Origin of the sequence: Corynebacterium doosanense CAU 212 = DSM 45436, from assembly GCF_000767055.1 — a bacterium.
Classification (GTDB): domain Bacteria; phylum Actinomycetota; class Actinomycetes; order Mycobacteriales; family Mycobacteriaceae; genus Corynebacterium; species Corynebacterium doosanense.
In genome coordinates this window covers 714276-731405 of record NZ_CP006764.1, presented here as the reverse complement: position 1 = coordinate 731405, position 17130 = coordinate 714276, and the positions used below count along the sequence as shown (strand labels likewise).

At 68.9% G+C, this 17130-nt stretch carries 13 protein-coding genes; 3 read left to right on the top strand and 10 right to left on the bottom strand.

Annotated elements, in window-relative coordinates; all coding sequences use genetic code 11:
- The first annotated feature begins 45 nt into the window (after positions 1-45).
- The gene (locus CDOO_RS03675; RefSeq protein ID WP_018021099.1) at positions 46-759 is read left to right on the top strand and encodes a hypothetical protein; all 714 of its coding nucleotides are present in this window, start codon (positions 46-48) and stop codon (positions 757-759) included.
- Here CDOO_RS03675 and CDOO_RS03670 read toward each other — a convergent pair.
- Positions 756-1895: a YlbL family protein gene (locus CDOO_RS03670; RefSeq protein WP_018021100.1), complete on the bottom strand. Its 1140-nt coding sequence runs from the start codon at positions 1893-1895 to the stop codon at positions 756-758. The genes CDOO_RS03675 and CDOO_RS03670 overlap by 4 nt on opposite strands.
- A gap of 82 nt (positions 1896-1977) precedes the next feature.
- On the opposite strand from CDOO_RS03670, the gene CDOO_RS03665 reads away from it, so the two are divergent.
- Entirely contained in the window at positions 1978-3405 is a 1428-nt protein-coding gene (locus tag CDOO_RS03665; RefSeq protein WP_018021101.1) for a zinc-dependent metalloprotease, read from the top strand.
- On the opposite strand, the gene CDOO_RS03660 is transcribed toward CDOO_RS03665, so the two are convergent.
- Positions 3402-3929 (bottom strand): M48 metallopeptidase family protein, encoded by a 528-nt coding sequence (locus tag CDOO_RS03660; protein WP_018021102.1) that lies wholly within the window; start codon positions 3927-3929, stop codon positions 3402-3404. The two genes, CDOO_RS03665 and CDOO_RS03660, sit on opposite strands and share 4 nt — an antisense overlap.
- A 17-nt stretch (positions 3930-3946) precedes the next feature.
- Here CDOO_RS03660 and CDOO_RS03655 point away from each other — a divergent pair, with 17 nt between their 5' ends.
- Positions 3947-4801 (top strand): hypothetical protein, encoded by an 855-nt coding sequence (locus tag CDOO_RS03655; protein WP_018021103.1) that lies wholly within the window; start codon positions 3947-3949, stop codon positions 4799-4801.
- Here CDOO_RS03655 and CDOO_RS03650 read toward each other — a convergent pair.
- The 8 genes from CDOO_RS03650 to CDOO_RS03615 all read right to left on the bottom strand — a co-directional run bounded on the left by CDOO_RS03650 (position 4798) and on the right by CDOO_RS03615 (position 17111).
- Entirely contained in the window at positions 4798-6843 is a 2046-nt protein-coding gene (locus CDOO_RS03650; RefSeq protein ID WP_018021104.1) for an ATP-dependent DNA helicase UvrD2, read from the bottom strand. The genes CDOO_RS03655 and CDOO_RS03650 overlap by 4 nt on opposite strands.
- On the bottom strand, positions 6840-7613 hold the full coding sequence (locus CDOO_RS03645; RefSeq protein ID WP_018021105.1) for an NAD(+) diphosphatase: 774 nt from the start codon (positions 7611-7613) through the stop codon (positions 6840-6842). The genes CDOO_RS03650 and CDOO_RS03645 overlap by 4 nt, the downstream gene beginning before the upstream one ends.
- Positions 7614-7620: 7 nt before the next feature.
- The gene (locus CDOO_RS03640) at positions 7621-8703 is read right to left on the bottom strand and encodes a potassium channel family protein (protein WP_018021106.1); all 1083 of its coding nucleotides are present in this window, start codon (positions 8701-8703) and stop codon (positions 7621-7623) included.
- An 81-nt stretch (positions 8704-8784) separates the two neighbouring features.
- On the bottom strand, positions 8785-12030 hold the full coding sequence (locus CDOO_RS03635) for an ATP-dependent helicase (RefSeq protein WP_018021107.1): 3246 nt from the start codon (positions 12028-12030) through the stop codon (positions 8785-8787).
- Positions 12023-15121: an ATP-dependent DNA helicase gene (locus CDOO_RS03630; RefSeq protein ID WP_018021108.1), complete on the bottom strand. Its 3099-nt coding sequence runs from the start codon at positions 15119-15121 to the stop codon at positions 12023-12025. The genes CDOO_RS03635 and CDOO_RS03630 overlap by 8 nt, the downstream gene beginning before the upstream one ends.
- Positions 15122-15124: 3 nt before the next feature.
- Entirely contained in the window at positions 15125-15883 is a 759-nt protein-coding gene (locus CDOO_RS03625) for a hypothetical protein (RefSeq protein WP_018021109.1), read from the bottom strand.
- On the bottom strand, positions 15884-16816 hold the full coding sequence (locus CDOO_RS03620) for a DUF3152 domain-containing protein (protein ID WP_081610311.1): 933 nt from the start codon (positions 16814-16816) through the stop codon (positions 15884-15886).
- 67 nt (positions 16817-16883) lie between these two features.
- The gene (locus CDOO_RS03615; protein WP_018021111.1) at positions 16884-17111 is read right to left on the bottom strand and encodes a DUF3107 domain-containing protein; all 228 of its coding nucleotides are present in this window, start codon (positions 17109-17111) and stop codon (positions 16884-16886) included.
- Between the last annotated feature and the right edge of the window lie 19 nt (positions 17112-17130).

The following is a 17130-nucleotide window of genomic DNA, read 5'->3' as shown; positions in this document are numbered from 1 at the left end:
AATGGGAACGCATCTGTGCCGTCGATAAGCCCCCGGGAGAATCCTGTGTCCAAACTGCCCCGCCACCGCAGCCTCAGTGCGCGACGGATCACCGCGGGCGTCTCCGCGACGCTGGCAGCCGTGGCGCTGACCGCGTGCTCGGACCCCGACCAGCCGGCCACCCCTGAGGAGCAGACCACCACCAGCGTCGAGCCGACCACCTCGGCGACGGAGACCTCCGCCGAGACGGCCACGTCGACACGGCCGTCGACAAGCGAGACCCCCACCTCCACGTCCAAGGCTTCCTCGGCCGACGGGGTGACGGAGGCGCGGGAGGTCTTCTCCACCCTGGCACCGGCCTCGCTGTGGGAGAGCTTCGACAGCTGCGACCCCACCGGGCTCGAGGGCTCCTACGAGTGCGCGGGGTCGGAGGTCGGGTCCTTCCAGTTCTTCGACTCCAAGTCCAAGGCCGCCTCCACCACCCAGCTGATCACGGAACTGCGCAGCTCACAGGTGGTCGCGGACACCGGGCGGTTCGTGGTGGGCTGGTCCACGCTCGGCACCACCGCGGTGATCACCGTGGTGGACAACGACGAGGGTCAGGTCATGCAGCAGCTCGTGTCCTCGGACATCGAGGACCCGGACAAGAAGATCGAGGAGCTGGGGCTCACCGAGCCGCCGTTCGACGCCGAGAGCGCTGAAGGGGCGGAGACTACCGCGGCCACTTCAACCGCGGCCGAGGAATCCACGCCGGCCACGACGTCGACGCAGTCCCGCTAGGGCTGGCAGGTCTTCACGTCCCGGCCCGCCGTGAAGTCCTCCATAGCGGTGACGGCATCTTCGAGCGTATCGACGGACGCCACCACCAGATCGCCCCGATCCCTGCTCATCGCCTCCGCACAGTTCGAGGAGGGGGCCAGGAACAGCTCCACGCCGTTCTCCTCCGCGGCCTCGACCTTGTGCACGATGCCGCCGATCGGGCCGACCTCCCCGCTCTCGGCGATGGTGCCGGTGCCGGCGACGACCCGGCCCCCGTTGAGCTCCCCCGGGGACAGTTTGTCGATCACGGCGAGAGAGAACATCATGCCCGCCGACGGCCCACCCACATCCTGCAGGTTGTAGTTGACCTTGATGTCCTCCACGGGCGCGGACGTCATGAGGATGCCCACCTGGGGCACGTGCGGATCCTCGTCACTCTCCGCCAGGGTCACGGTGACGTGCTCCTCGTGGCCGCCCCGGTCCACGGTGAGGGCCACCTCCTCGCCCGGCTTCTTCGCCCTGACCAGGTCCTGCACCTGTCCGGGCTGGTCGACCTCCCGTCCGTCGACGTGGGTGATCACGTCGTCGGCCTGCAGCGGGCCCTGCGCCGGGGAGCCCTCCAGCACCTCCGCCACCACGACCTTGACCTCGGCGCCCAGGTAGTGCATGGCAGCGACGGTCGCGGCGGACTCCGACATGAGGAAGGCCGCCTCGTTGGACTTCTGCACGTCCTCCTCGGAGACGTTCGGGGGGAAGACCTGCTCGATGGGCACGAGATCGTCGTCGGTGCCCACCCAGCGGGCCGCCGCCTGCGCCAAGCTCATGTTCGTTCGCACGGACACGGTGGTCATGTTGAGCTCGCCCGCGGTCTCGTCGGTGTCCGCACCGTCGATGGACACGACCTGCTCCCCCTCGACCTCGCCGAGGGTGTCGAACATCGGGCCCGGACCCTCCGCCGCGTAGGGAACCGCCAGCGAGATGTCGGTGAAGGGGACGTGGTCCATGACCATGAGGGAGGCGAGCACCACCACCGGGACGGCGCCCCAGAGCGCGGTGTCGAGGCGACGCGGGGCTGCCCGGTCCCCGTCGTCGTGTGCGCGGCCGACCTCGTGCTCGGACGGGTCGGACTGCGCTGAGGGTTCGGGCGGGAGTTTCACGACGACTGAGCGTACCTGTGTTCGCTGTCAGCGTTGCAGTCATCATGGCCAGCCTGCGACGGGTGCCGGTAGGTTGGACACCATGAGCGACAACGGATTCGGATTTTCCTTCTCCAGCGACGATGACGACGAGAACGGTCGTGACCGCGGAGGCAACCAGAACCCGTTCGGGGCCTTCGGCTTCGGATCGGGTGGCGCAGGGGGCGCCAACGGGCTGGGTGACATTCTCAACCAGTTCGGGCAGATGCTCTCCGGCATGGGATCCTCCATGAACTCCGAGGAAGCCCAGGGCAAGGACGGTGGCGGGGTCAACTACGACCTGGCCACCCGCATCGCCCGCCAGCAGATCGGCTCAGCGCAGCCCGTACGCCAGCAGGATCAGGTCGCGGTGACCGAGGCCGTGCGCCTCGCCGAGCTCTGGCTCGATGACGCCACCACGCTGCCCGCGGTCAACGGGAAGGCGGGGGCGTGGAACGCCGAGGACTGGCTGGAGAACACGTTGCCGAAATGGAAGCGCATGGTCTCGCCCGTCGCCAAGCACATGAACGACGCGCAGCTGGACGCCATGCCCGCCGAGGCCCGGGAGATGATGGGCCCGATGACCACGATGATGCGGCAGATGTCCAGCATGAACTTCGGCATGCAGCTGGGCCACGCCCTCGGTGACCTGGCCAAGCAGGCCCTCACCGGCTCCGACTTCGGCCTCCCGGTGGCCCCCGACGGCACCATCGCCGTCCTCCCGGCCAACGTGCAGAAGGCCGCGAAGGATCTGGGTATCGCGGACCAGGAGGTGCTCGTCTACATCGCCGCACGCGAAGCCGCACGTCAGCGACTGTTCAAGCATGTGCCGTGGCTCGTAGAGCGCCTCGTGTCCTCCGTGGAGGAGTACGCGGCCGGCCTGGTAATCGACACCTCCCACATCGAGGAAGCCACCCGCGAGCTCAACCTCGAGTCCGGCGATCCGCAGGCGATCCAGGACGCCCTGGGCCGGCTGCAGGGCATGGACATGTCCCCGAAGATCGCCTCGCGCAACGCCCAGGCCGTCTCCCGGCTGGAGACCCTGCTCGCGCTGGTCGAGGGCTGGGCCGAGTTCGTCGTCGACGAGGCTCTCGGCGAGCGCATCCCCTCTACCGCCCGCCTGACCGAGGCGTGGCGGCGACGTCGTGCCACCGGCGGCAGCGCGGAGAACGCCTTCTCCAAGGTCGTGGGCATCAAGTTCGACGCCCCCAAGGTCGCCGAGGCGGTCGAGCTCTGGCGTCGCTCCACCGTGGCGGTCGGCGCCGAGCGTCGCGACCAGGTCTGGGACCACCCCGACTTCCTGCCCACCGCCGAGCACCTCGATGCGCCCGCCGACTTCATCGACGGTCTGCTCGACGAGGCCGGCGACACGGGCTTCGACGAGGAGTTCGCCAAGCTGGAGGAGATGCTGCGCTCCGGCGAGACCGGCCCCTCCGAGGACGACCAGGAGCGCGGCAAGGACGACGGCTCCCAGGACGGGACCGAGCTCTAGCTCCCCCACCGCGAGTAGGCCTCGAGGTACCCCGCCGCCCGTTCGGCGCGCGGGGCTCGGTCAGCCCAGCGGTGGAATTCTCTGGTGTGCCCGGGGATGAACGTGTGCACCATCTCGTGCACGAGCACGGAGTCGAGGACATAACCCGGGACCTCGCGCAGCCGGTCGCTGATCCGGATGTCCCCGGTCGACGTGGAGCACGAACCCCACCGCGAGTTCTGGTTGCTCACCCACCGGATCGACCCCACCGTCGCGCGGCCCTCCAGCACCTCGGCGTTGAGAACCTCCGCCCGCTCGGCCAGTGCCTCGTCGCTCACCGGCGCCACCGTGGTCTTGCGCCGCAGCTTCTCGACGATCCCGCTCACCGCCTCGCGTTCCTGCGCGCGAGTCATCCGGGCGGGAATGCGCACCTCGACGACGTCGCCCACCACCCGGGCCTGCACGGTCTTGCGTCGTTTCGCGGAACGGATGACGTGCACGTTTTTCAGGCCGTCCCCGCCCGGGGGAACCGAAGCGGTGTCCATGGGAGTCAATAGTAGATGTGACACCCGTCGACCCCCTGATCATGCTCAACCCCTCCGCCCAGGTTCTCCTCCGCGGTGACAGGGCCATCCAGTTCGGCCTCGACGCCTCACGCGCGGGCATCGTGGAGGTCCCCGACGCCCCGGCGATCGCCCGGTGCCTGGCGGTGCTCGAGCAACCGACGCGTATCGACGACCTCCTCACCGCCCTCGCTGCCGCCGGCCTCGACGACGTTCTCGCCCGGTGTCTCGTCGACGAGCTGCTCGGCTTCGGCATTGCCCGTCCGGTCCGCCGGTTGGAAGTCCTGGTCGTGGGCAGATCCCGACTCGCGCTGGAGCTCACCCGGCTGCTCCGGTCGCTGGGTGTGGCCGTGCGCATCCCCGTGGGCGACGAGGGCATCGAGGAGGTGATTCCCGGGATCTCCCCGGCGCGGCCCGTGGTGCTGGTAGACCAGTTCGGCTGGACGGCCCGGGCGGCGGGGCTGGTGGCCTCCACCGGGAACCCGGTTCTCTCGGTGACCGCGCTGGATTCCCGGGGGCTGGTGGGACCGGTCCGCCCCGGCGGCCGGAAAGCCGGTGGCCCCTGCCCCTTGTGCGTGGAGCTGCACTGGGTGCGTCAGGACGGCCCCTTCATCGTCGTCGCCGGGGAAGCTTCTCCCCTGCGCCAGGACCCCGTGGCAGTGGCGGCGACCGCGGCATCCGCCGCGAGCATGGTGCTGTCCCTGCTCGCCGCGCGGCCCGCCGCGGTCGTGGACGGGGAGTGTCTGCTGATCGACCCGCACTGCCCCGACCGCGCGCAGCGCTTCTCGCTGGCGGCCCACCCCGGCTGTCCCGCCTGTTTTGAGCTGGGGGTCGCGGGCGTCCGTGCCGCCTAGCGGAACTGGTGCAGCACTCCCAGCAGGTCGCCGCCGTAGCGCTCGACCTTCACCGGTCCAATGCCGGAGACGCCCAGCAGCTCGTTCTCGTTCGCCGGTAGCGCCTCGGCGACGGCCATGAGGGTGGCGTCGGAGAAGATGATGTAGGCGGGGACGTTCTCCTCCTTGGCCACGTCGGCCCGCCAGGACCGCAAGGTCTCGAAGACTTTCTCGTCCGCACCCGACGGGCACTCCTCGTGCCTGCCCAGCACCTTTTCGCCCGGGGTGTTCAGGGGTTTACCGCACACCGAGCAGCGCTTCGGCCGGTCCGCACGCCCCGAGGCCACCGCCGACGCGGATGCCGGGGCGATGCCCTCGAGGAATCGGGAACTCTTGCGCGACTTGCGCCCACCCTCCTGGCGGGCGAGGGCGTGGGAGAGGTGCAGGTGCTCGCGGGCACGCGTGATGCCCACGTAGAACAGGCGGCGTTCCTCCTCGATCTGATGGTCACCCGCCTTGATCGCATGCGAGATGGGCAGGGTGTTGTCCACCAGCCCGACGAGGAAGACCGCGTCCCACTCCAGGCCCTTGGCCGCGTGGAGGCTGGCCAGGGTCACTCCCTGCATGGTGGGGGGCTGCTTCGACTCCGCCCGCTGGCGCAGGCTGGCGAGCACCCCGAGCAGATCGATCCCCGGCGTGCCGCGCACGATCTCCTCGACGAGCTCCACCAGCGCGTTCAGCGACTGCCAGCGCTCGCGGGCCTGCGCACCCTCGGGCTCGTTCGCGCTGAAGCCCAGGGGAACGAGCGCCGCCCGGGCGATGGCCACCGGGTCATCCGGCAGGTCATTTCTCCGGCTGGCCTTGGTCAGCTCGGTCACGGCCTGGCGGATCTCCGGGCGGTAGAAGAAACCCTCCCCGCCCTTGACCTGGTAGACGATGCCGGCGTCCGCCAGCGCGGTCTCAAACGCCTGCGACTGGGCGTTGATGCGGTAGAGCACGGCGATTTCGCTGGCAGGGACGCCGTCGTTAAGCAACGTGAGAATCTGGCCGGCGACCTCCCGCGCCTCGGTCGGCTCGTCGTCGTAGGTGTGGAACTGCGGCTCGGGGCCGGGGGCGCGCATGCCCTGCAGCTCGAGGCGCGTGCCAGCCATCCGGCCGCTCGCCTTGGCGATCACCGTGTTGGCCAGGTCCGTGACCTGCGGCGTCGACCGGTAGTCCCGCTGGAGCTTGACGACGGTCGCGTTCTCGTACGTCCTGGAGAAGTTGAGCAGATACTCCGGGGTAGCCCCGGTGAAGGAGTAGATGGTCTGGTTCGCGTCGCCGACGACGGTGAGGTCGTCACGCTCCCCCAGCCACGCCTCGAGCACCCGCTGCTGCAGCGGGGTGACGTCCTGGTACTCGTCGACGACAAACGAGCGGTACTGCTGATGGAACTCCTCCGCCACGGCCGGGGCGTTCTCCAGGGCGCCGGCGACGTGCAGCAGGAGGTCATCGAAGTCGAGCAGCATGCCCTCCTCCGTGGTCTTGGAGTCCTCGTAGCGCCGATAGACCTCCGCGACCTTCGCGGGATCGAAAGGCGGGGTGCGGTCGAAGGCCCCGACCCGTTCCGGGTAACTCTCCGGCGTGATGAGCGTGGCCTTGGCCCACTCGATCTCGCCGAGCAGGTCACGCACGTTGTCCGTGGAGGATTCCAGGCCGACAGACCGGGTTGCCCGGCCCACCAGCGGAAACTTGTTGTCCAGCAGACGCCAGGGCAGATCGCCGGCAACCTGCGGCCAGAAGTAGCGCAGCTGCCGCAGTGCGGCGGCGTGGAAGGTGCGCGCCTGCACGGCGCCGATGCCCATCTGCGTGAGCCGGTCACGCATCTCCCCCGCGGCACGGTTGGTGAAGGTCACGGCCAGCACACGGTGCTGACCGACGAATCCCGAGTCCACCAGGTGCGCGATGCGGTAGGTGATCGTGCGGGTCTTGCCTGTTCCCGCACCAGCGAGAATGCACACCGGTCCGCGCGGGGCCGTGGCGGCGACGCGCTGATCCGGGTCCAGTTCCTCGAGGTTGATCATGAGCTCTCCAACACCTTCCCGGTCTGCCCAAAATACCAGTGGTTCAGCATGTCCCGGGCGATCGAACCCTCCGGGGCCAGCGGGTAGTCCGCAATGGTCGCGGGGCTGACCCAGACCGTCTCGGCGAGCTCGCCGTCCGTCTCCGCGAGCGCGTCCCTGTCCGAGGTCCGCGCGGTGAATCCCATCATCAATGACCCGCCCGGCGGCCAGGGCTGGCTTCCCCAGTAGGCGATGTCGCTGACCCGACGGGCGGTCTCCTCCCACACCTCCCGCTCGAAGGCCTCCTCCAGGTTCTCCCCGGGGTCGACGAATCCCGCGATGAGCGAGAAGAAATTTCCACGGACGTTCCTGGCGATGAGCACCTCATCGTTACCCGCGAGGCTCACCAGACCGATCACCGCCGGGTCGGTGCGGGGGAAAATCATCCGCCCGGAGGCACCCCGGGCGACGCGCCCGTCGTCGTCGAAGGTCACCGCGCTGCCGTCGCGGGGATCGAACCTCAGCCGGTCGCGATTGTCCAGAAGCGCCAGCGCCTTGGCTACTCGACGATCCCCCAACCGCCCGCGGATGCCCGCTGCCCGGATCCCCTCGCCGGAGGCAATCTCGCGGGCCACCTCGTCGTCATCCAGGCGGATGGCCCGGGTGTCGGGGTCGATGCGCACCAGGCGGTGTGCCGGGTAGTGGTGGGAGACGGCGGTGGGTCGGCCGGAGGCGTCGACAAGCACCCGACCGTCCCGGGTGAGCGCGAGAATGGTGGCGGTGGAGCTCACGGGGTTATTAATCTCTCACTTTCTCGGGGCGCTCGCCGGTGGTGCGGCGGATGTAGAGGAGCCGGTCGCCGGGCTCGACGGTCTCCGCCTCCGGGGAGTCGATGCGGTAGAGCTCACCGGAGCGCACGACTCCGAGGACGATGTCGGCGAGGTGACGGGGGTTCGCTCCCACCTCGTCCTCACCCACCGAGCGCTCGGCAACGGCAAACCCCTCGTCGGGGCTGAGCAGGTCCTCCATCATCTCCACGACGGTGGGGGTGACGGTGGCCAGCCCGAGGAGTCGGCCGGCGGTCTCCGAGGAGATCACCACGGAGTCCGCGCCCGACTGCTCCAGCAGGTGCTGGTTCTCGGACTCCCGGACGGACGCGACGATCATGGCCTTGGGCGCCATCTCGCGGACGGAGAGGGTGACCAGCACGGCGGTGTCGTCGGAGCTGGGCGCCACGACGACGCTGCGCGCGCGGGCGACGCCGGCGATCTTCAGCACGTCGCCCTTGGTGCCCGAGCCGTAGACCGTGACCAGGCCCCGCTGCTCGGCGCGCTGGAGGGCGTGTTTGTCGGTGTCGATGACAACGATGTGGCTGGCCGGCGTGCCGTCCGCGCGCAGTGCGTCGACGGCGGAGCGCCCCTTGGTGCCGTAGCCGATGACGATGGTGTGGTTACGCACGGTTTTCCTCCAACGTTGGATCTGCAGGGTCTTGCGGGAATTCTCGGTGAGGACGGACAGCGTGGTGCCGACCAGCAGGATCAGGAAGGCGATCCTCGCCGGGGTGACGATGAGGATGTTGATCAGCCGGGCCTGCTGGGTGACCGGTGTGATGTCGCCGTAACCCGTGGTCGACAGCGACACCGCCGAGTAGTAGAGCGCGTCGATGAAGGTGAGGTCCTCGGTGTACGCGCCCTTGTCGAAGTAGACCAGCAGCGTGATGGCGAAGGTCAGGGCGAGGGCGTAGAACAGCCTGCGGCCGATTAGTGCCCACGGGCTGGCGGCCACCGATCCCGGGATGTTGATGATGCCGAGCAGGGCGTGGTCGGGAAGGCCACTGAGCTCCACGTCGCCGCGGAACCGGTCGCTGAAACTCTCACGCACCGTGGACCTCACCTGCCTTGTCTGTTCTGCCCCCGCGCCGAGCGTCGGCCGCGGGGGTCCTTGAGTTGTTCTCCGAAGACTCTAGTCCTCGGGGGAGGAGGCAGCGTCGCTCAGCAGGTCCGCGAGCTCCTCCCCGCCCGGGAGGGACCGCGGCGCGAAGGTCTCCCCGGTGGAGACGTAGAAGAACGCGGCGGACACCTTCTCGTCCTCCCCCACCTGCCGGCGCCATGCCTCCCGGTACACCGCCAGCTGGATCTCGGCCGAACGCAGCGCCGGGCCGGTGGGGAACCTGCCGGTCTTCCAGTCGACGATGAGCCAGGTCCCGTCGGCCTCTCGGAACACCGCGTCCATGCGACCGCGGACCATCGTGGTGCCGATGGCCACCTCAAACGGGTGCTCGACCCGCTCCGGGACCCGCTCCGCCCACGGGCTGGCCAGGAAGTAGCGGCGCAGCTCCTCCAGGTGGGCCGCGTCGACAACCTCCTCCCCGATGCCCGGCAGCTGGTCCTCATCGAGCAGGGCCTGCCCACCGAAGCGGTCCTCGAGCCACTGGTGGAACTCGGTGCCCCGCTTGGCGTAGGTGATGGGTTTGAACGGGACCGGCCGGCGCTGGCGTTTGGCGAACTGCACGGGGTCAGACTTGATGGAGACCATGTCCGTGGCCGTGAGTTCACCGGGCAGCTCGACGTCGACGACGGGCGCCTGCAGGGCCTCATGCTCCTCAATCAACGCGGTGACCTCGCGTTCCCAGAAGTCGAAGGTCTCCCCGGCCGCCTGTTCGGGCTGTGCCTCGAGTGCAGCGTGCACGGCCGCCGCGCCGTCCATTACCCCGGGGCGGATGGGCAGGTGGGGAAACAGCCCGGTTTCGGGCTCGTCGGCGGCCTGATCGGTGTTGTCCTCGTCGTTCTCCTCGGCCCCGTCGAGGGCACTGTCATCGGCCGCCCAGGTTTCCACGTATTCGGGGAAGGCTCGCGCAAGTTCGGCGAAGGGTCCGTAGGGATCCTTGCCACTGGCGGTCACCATGAGCACCCGCTCAGTCCTGGTGATGGCGACGTAGAACAGACGGGCGTTCTCCTCGGCGACCTTGTGCCGCTCGGAAGTGATGAACTCCTCGCCGTCGTCCTGGAACTCCTTACGGTTTGTAGCCTCGGCGTAACGCTCTGAAGCTCCCGCATCGGGGAGGATGTGGGCGTTGGAGAGGTAGGTGGAGGCCTGGGCCGCGTAGGTGGTCTTGTCCGTGTGCAGGACTGCGACGACATCCCACTCCAGGCCCTTGGCCTTGTGCACGGTGAGGATCTGCACCCGGTCAGAACGCACCGTGACCTCTCCCGGTTCCAGGCCCTTCTCGTGCTCCTTGGCCAGCGCAAAGTAGTCCAGCAGGGCAGCGAGGGAATCCCCGTGGAAATCAGAGACCACGTCTGCGAAACGGTCCAGATGTACCGCACCTCCGTTGACGTGGGAATCCGGACGCGCGAGGACCTCGGTACGGATGTCAAAGACGGTCTCGATGTCGCTGAACAGGTCCGCCAGGGACTTACCCAGGCTGTAGGAGCGCAGGTAGCGCAGCTTGGACGCGAGCCCCTGCAGCCGCCGCAGGCCCTCCTCGGAATAACGCGAATGCTCCCCGAGGTCGGCGACGGCGTCGGCGAGCCCGGCGATCTGGTCCGGCTGTTCGGCGGTGGCCGCGGCAAGCTGCGCCTTGAGGCGCTCGGTCGGGTCCACGGGCTCCTCCTCCCTCTGCGTGCTGCCGTTGAGGTTGCGCGCCCGGTTCTGCAGCGCCACGATGTCCGCCAGCCCCAGGCCCACGATCGGGCCACCCAGGATGCGCAGCGCGGCCTGCCCGTCGCTGGGACGGATGAGCATCGTCGCGATGGCGACGAGGTCGGCGATCTCCGCCACATCCAGCAACCCGCCGACCCCGAGGATCTCGTGGGGCACGTTCCGTGCGGCCAGCGCCTCCGCGATGGGTGCTGCGTGCTTGTTCTTGCGGATGAGCACCGCGCCGGTGAACTTCTCTCCCCGGCCGGTGATCTCCCGGAAGTGCTGCGCGAGCCGGTCGGCGGCCGCCTCGATCTCCTCCTCCTCGGTGGCGTAGTGCGCCAGGCGCACCTCCGCGCTGTGCGCGCCTGGTTTCGGCTGCAGCTCTGCCACGGGCCGCTCGCTGCCACTGGAGGCCCCGTCCGGGAAAAACACTCCCTCGGAGACCTGGTTGGCCATGTCGAGTACCTCACCGGGGTTGCGCCAGGACGTGGTCAGCTGGCGTTTGACCGCCGGCCCCTCCTCGGTGGGAAAGTCGTTGACGAACTCCTCCAGGTTCTCCACCGTGGCCCCGCGCCAGCCGTAGATGGCCTGCATGGGATCACCCACCGCCGTGACGGTGAGGGACGGGTCCGGCGCCGCGGCCGATCCTTCCGGGGTGCCGAAGAGATGGGACAGCAGGATCCGCTGGGCATGGGAGGTGTCCTGGTACTCGTCGAGCATGACCACCCGGAACCGGCGCCGCTGGGACGCCGCCACCGCGGGGTGATCCCGCACGAGCCGGGCGGCGACGGACATCTGCTCGTTGAAGGTCACCACGCCCCGGTTGTTGAGCTCCTCCTTCAACCGGACGACCAGGGGCAGGAAGTCCAGCCGGACCTGCTGTTTATCCACCCACTTCTTCATGTCCGCATTCAGTTCGTCCTTCTGCCTGGGTCCCTTCGGCAGCTCGTGGACGGTGGTGATCATCTCCTGGGAGCGCTCGGCGACCTCGTCGATGGTGAGCAGCTCGTTGTCCATCTCCGTGATGAGTTCGAGCAGATTCCCGGTCACGGTGGGAACGGTGACGTCCGTGGACAGGCTGCCGGAGTAGTCGGTGACCACCTGGTGGGCGATGGAGTACAGCTCTGCCTGGGTGATGAGGCGGGCATGGGGTTCGACGGGGACCAGCAGCCCGTATTCGCGGATGAGGTTTCCCGCGTACGAGTCGTAAGTGGACACCTCCGCCGGGTGCGTGACCAGCAGGTCGGAGAGACCCCCGGTGGGATCGAGGTCGCGCGCTGCCGGGCTGCCGGCCAGGGTGTGGAACTGGGTGCGGATCCGGCGGCCCAATTCCTGCGCCGCCTTGCGGGTGAAGGTCAGGCCTAGCACCTGGTCCGGGGTGGCGAAACCGTTGGCCACCAGCCAGATCACCCGGGAGGCCATGGTCTCGGTCTTGCCCGCTCCGGCACCGGCGACGACGAGCATCGGCCCGGTGGGGGCCGCGGTGACTTCGGACTGCTGATCGGTGGGGGCGCGGCCGTTTCCGTGGATGACCGCGGACAGCTGCTCCGGGGTGATTTTAGCCATCGGTGACGGTCCTTCCTTCGTTCTGGACTGGGCAGATTCCCGTGATGGGGCAGGTGGAACAGGTGGGGTTGATCCGAGCGATGAGGCGGGGCCCGGCCATGTCGTGCTGCAGGCGCGGGAGCACGGCGGCAAGTTCGTCGAGCTGCTCCTCGGAGCGTGCGGCCTGCTCCCGGGTGGGCACCTTCACCAGCGCACTGGCCGGGAACACGAGTGAGGCTCCACCGACCTCGAGGGCGACGCCGGGCGACGATGAGGTCCGGACCTCGCCGTCGACGAACTCCCCCCTGCTCAGCGCCAGCTGGTAGGCGGCAAGCTGCATGTTCTCCTGGGCATTGTCCTTGGAGGGAACGTTCTTTCCCGTCTTCAGGTCAACCACGTAGACATTCCCGCCGGTGTCTTCCTCGAGCCGGTCGATACGGCCGTCGATACGCACTCCCTCGGAGATGTCCACGTGCACCGGGACCTCGACACCGAGCTGGGTGAACGCGGAGCGTGAGTTGTCCAGCCACAGCTTCGTGCGTTCCAGGAGGCGCTGGAAGTTGGCCACCTCCCCCGGGACTCGCCATTCGGGTTCGTTGAGCACCGTTCTCAGCGCGGCGACGGTGAGCAGTCGGGCGTATTCCTCGTCGACGCCCCGGCCGAGGGCCTCGAGGTAGGAGTGCGCCAGGGTGCCCCTGACCATGGCGATCGGGGTGTCACCCTCCTCATCGAGGCGGCCGAGCACCGCGCGCAGCGGGCAGTTGAGCACACCCTCGATGCGCGAGGGGGACAGTCCGGTGCGAATCTCCAGGGGGGTGTCCACGGACGGGGTGGTTGTTGTCCACCACTGTTCGGGCTCGGCCCCGGGCACGCCGGCCTCCGCGAGCCGGGCGAGCTGACGGGCCGCCTGGCGGCGCACGTCGTCGCGCGCGCCGGGGTCGGACACGGCCCGCCGCAGCTCAGCCACGACCGAGGAGCGTGACAGTATCCGCACGCCCGGGGAGTAGCTCTCCTCCCCGCCGGTGGTCTCCGGCTCGCCGGAGACATGCTCGACAGGGACCTCATGCGCGGTGGCGAGTTCCTCGATGAATCGCGAGGTCTCCACAGGCTCGCTCGCCTCGAGATTGTCGACGGCGGTGACCAGCAGTTTCTCCGTGGCCCGGGTGACCGCCACGTGCAGTAGCCGTCGTTCCTCCTGCAGCCGGGACACGGTGTGGGAGACGGGGACGTCGGGCTCGATGCCACGGTCGACGAAGTCGAGCAGATCCTCCTGCTCGAAGAGCGAGCCCGTCTCGCTCAGGGTCGGCCATGAGTTCTCCTGCACGCCGGCGACCACGACGGTGTGGAACTCCTGCCCCACGGACCCGTGCGCGGTGAGCAGCGCCACCGCATCGGGGGTGGCCGAGCGGCGATCGCGCATGCCCGTGGGTAGTTCCTGCTCCCGCACGTGGTCGACGAAGCTGGTCACTGAGGCGGTTCCGGGGTGGCGCTCGACGAAATCGCCTGCGGAGTCGAAGAGCGACATCACCGCGTCGAGGTCACGGTCCGCCTGTGATCCAGTGGCCCCGCCCCGCAGCGCGGCGGCGAGCAACCGGTCGGACAGCCCGGTCGCCTGCCACACCGCCCACAGCACCTCCTCAACGCTGCCCTGTTCCTGCAGCGCCGTGCGGCCGGATTCGAGCACCCCGCGCAGCCGGGTGAGAATATCCCACTCGCGTTGGGTGAGGATGTCCCCGAAGTCCGGCAGTTCCACTCCGGGCCGGAGCAGTTCGGCCAGGGTGTCCATGCCCCGAGCCTCCGGGTTGTGGCGGCGCAGCCCCCGCAGCAGCCGGCGCAGGGTGACGGGGTCGGCACCGCCGACGGGTCCGATGATGAGCTGCTGGAGTTCGCTCGCCGTCAGCTCCTCGCTCAGCGCCCGCACACCCAGGAGGAGGGCGGAGACCAGGTTCTGCTCGGACAGCACCACGTCGGTGGGGCTGATGTGCACGGGCACCCCGGCAGCGAGCAGCGCGCGGCGCACCCCGCGGATCTGGGCGGTAGACCGCACCACCACGGCGATGTCCGACCAGGCCACGCCGTCCTGCAGGTGGGCGCGGCGAGCGGTGTCGGCGATGATGGAGTTCTCCGTGGAGGCACTGTCGCTGACCACGATGCGCATGGACGGCTGCCGCCGGCTGGCTCCGAAGTCCACGTCCTTATCGGGGTCCGGGGTGTAACCGCGGAAGAAAGCCGGGGAGGCCCCCCGGAAGTGGAAGACAGACTGTTCGGGGTCTCCGCCGATGACCGACAACCCGTCGGGCCCGGTGGGCAGCAGCCTGGCGATCAGCTCGCCGGATTTGGGGTCGAGGTGTTGGGCGTCGTCGACGATGACGGTGTGCCACTGCGTCGGCAGTTCCCTCTCCAGCACCGCCGCCACCAGCTCGGATGCCGAGTAGTTGTGGGTCCCGGTCAACGCCATGGTCTGTTCGTATTCGCGCAGGAAGGCCCCGGCCGCGGTCCACAGCGGCCGACGGAACCTGCGGCCCATCTCCTCCAGATCCTCCGGGGAGAGGCCACGCTCGACTGCGCGCAGGAGGAGGTCACGCAGCTGGCGAGCGAATCCCACGAAGGTCAGCGCCGGCCGCATCTCCGCGGGCCAGTCTCCCCTGCCGTCGGTGGCGTGGCCGGCGAGCAGCTCGCGGATGACCCCGTCCTGCTCGGCACCGGTGATGAGCCGGATGTGTTCGTCATGGAGCTGGCGCAGCAGGGCGAAAGCCAGCGAGTGCACGGAGCGCACCAGGGGTGCGCTGGAGACGAAGTCCGTGTCGTGGTCGCCCGTGAGCAGCCGGTCATGCAGCTGCCTGCGCAACCGGGTGCCGGCCTCCTTGGACGCCGTGATGACCAGGATCCCGTCGGGGTCGGCTCCGGAACGGAGCTTCTCGACGACCGTGTCCACCAGAAAACTGGTCACACCCGATCCGGCCGCGCCGGTGACGCGCCAGCGGCCCCGCTTCGGCAGGGCGATCGGCCACTCGCGTTCGGTGATCTCCGGATCGCGGGAGACGAGGCGGACACCGGGGTTAGGCGGTAGGACGGGGACGGGGTTGGCCGGACGTTCGGTGGGAGAAGCCATGCCCTAGATTGTGGCAGACCGCCTGGACATCAGAGCGGCACGCACCGCCGCGATATTCGAACACGTGAGCGAATTTTCGTCCGGGTGCCGGTCAGCGACGATTTCCCGGTACGTGAGCCCGCGCAGAATCAGGTCCTCCAGATCGGGCAGATGCGCGAATCTCTCGATCACCCCCGTGTCCACTCCCCCTTCGGCCCCGATGATGAGCGCGTCGGCGATCGCCTGCGCGGCGGTCATGGCGTGCGGCCGAGGCTGCGCGAAGGGCACCAGATCGGTCACCGCGGGGGCCGCGGAGCCGGAGTAGATGGTCGTGGCCAGCATGTCGGCATGCCCCACCTGCAGCGGGGCGTCGATGACCCCGAACTCCTCGTCGCAGCGCGCCCAGGCCTCCCGCTCAGCTTCGGCGAAGAGGTCGGTGCGGCGCAGGTCGACGGGCCCGTCGACCTCGGCGAGCGCATCCGCGAGCCGGAGTGCGGCGGCGACGGTCTCGTCGATGCGCAGGGACAGCTCGCCGGCGATGTGGCCGCTGGCCCGCCAGCCGCCGACGACCACTCTGCCGTCGCTGGACCGGGCGGGCCGGGCGACCCGGACGCCGGCGACAGTGAGTTTGGTGCGCACGGAGGCGGACCAGTGCGCGGTGTCGGTCGCCTCGGAATACACGAGCGGTCCGACCACCCAGCCGTGGTCCCACGCGGGTCCGGCAGAAACGGGCGGGACGGAGCTGTCCGACCCGAAGGCGGTGAGTACGTGGTCCGGGATCATCTAGTTGCCGTCCTGGATCGGGGCCGCGCCGGGCTGCGGGTACGGCCAGGCGTTGTAGTGGCACGTGGCGTTGTCGTCCGGGTAGTCGGAGTCCGGGGAGAACGAGTTCAGCTCCGAGTTGTTCAGGCTGAGGGTCTGCTGCATCATGATCGGCGCCAGCGCGCCGTTCTCACCGCAGGCGACGTGCTCAGCGTATCCGATGGCATGGCCGACCTCGTGATTGACCAGGTACTGGCGGTAGGAGCCGATGTCGCCCTGGAACGGGCCGGCGCCGCGGGACCACCGGGCGTCATTGAGCACCACCGCGTTGTTCCCGTCGATGGTGGTGCGGCAGCTGGTCTCCATCTCCATGTCCACCCCGCCACACTTGTCCCGGGTGGTCTCCACGCTGCTGAGCTGGATACGCAGATTGGGCTGCTGGTCCGGTGCGACATGCTCGAAACGGAAACGGGGATCGTTGGTCCAGCTGCGGGGATCCGACAGGGTGGCATCGACGAACCGGGCGACGGCGTCGTCTCCGCCGTACTCGGCGGTGTCCACACCCTCCTCGACCTCGATGACGTAGCGGAAGGTTTCCTCGGCTCCCTCGCCGGCCGCCGTGCCCGGGGTGCCGATGACGCGGTAGGTTCCCCCGCCCGCCTGGGCGAATTCCCCACCGGGGGGCAGTTGGGTCGGAGGAAGCTGTACGGATCCGTCGGCGGGGTCCGGCCCGGGGCCCCGGTCCGAGGTGTCGTCGCCGGCAGTGCCGCTCGATGCGGTGGTGGAACCCGGGGTTCCCGGAGCCGCGTCCTCGGCCCCGGAGGCGAAGATGTCAAAGAGCACAAAGGCCGTGATCACCGCGAGCACGGGAATGGCGTAGGCACGCCATCCGAACTCGCGGGCGAAACGCACCAGGAATGATTCAGACGCCCGGCCGTTATCACTTCGTGTCATAGGCAATCAGGCTACCTTGACCCTCTCGGCGCCGGGCACAACCCTCGTCCCGGGCGGAAAATCGTGTTTAGGCGCCGCCGAAGCCCACGGCCGGGCGGGACTCGCTGCCCACCTCGACGTAGGCGATATCGCCGCTGTTGATGAAGTACGTGTGCCCCTTGGAGTCGGTGAGCTCCAGGAAACCTTCCCCGGAACGCAGACCCTCGTTGATCGTGCGGATCAGCTCGTCCCGGTTGTCTTGCGCGGAAATAACCAGTTCGCGGGGGTTTTCGGTGAAGCCAACCTTGATGTTCATGTTCTACCTGTCTCTATGG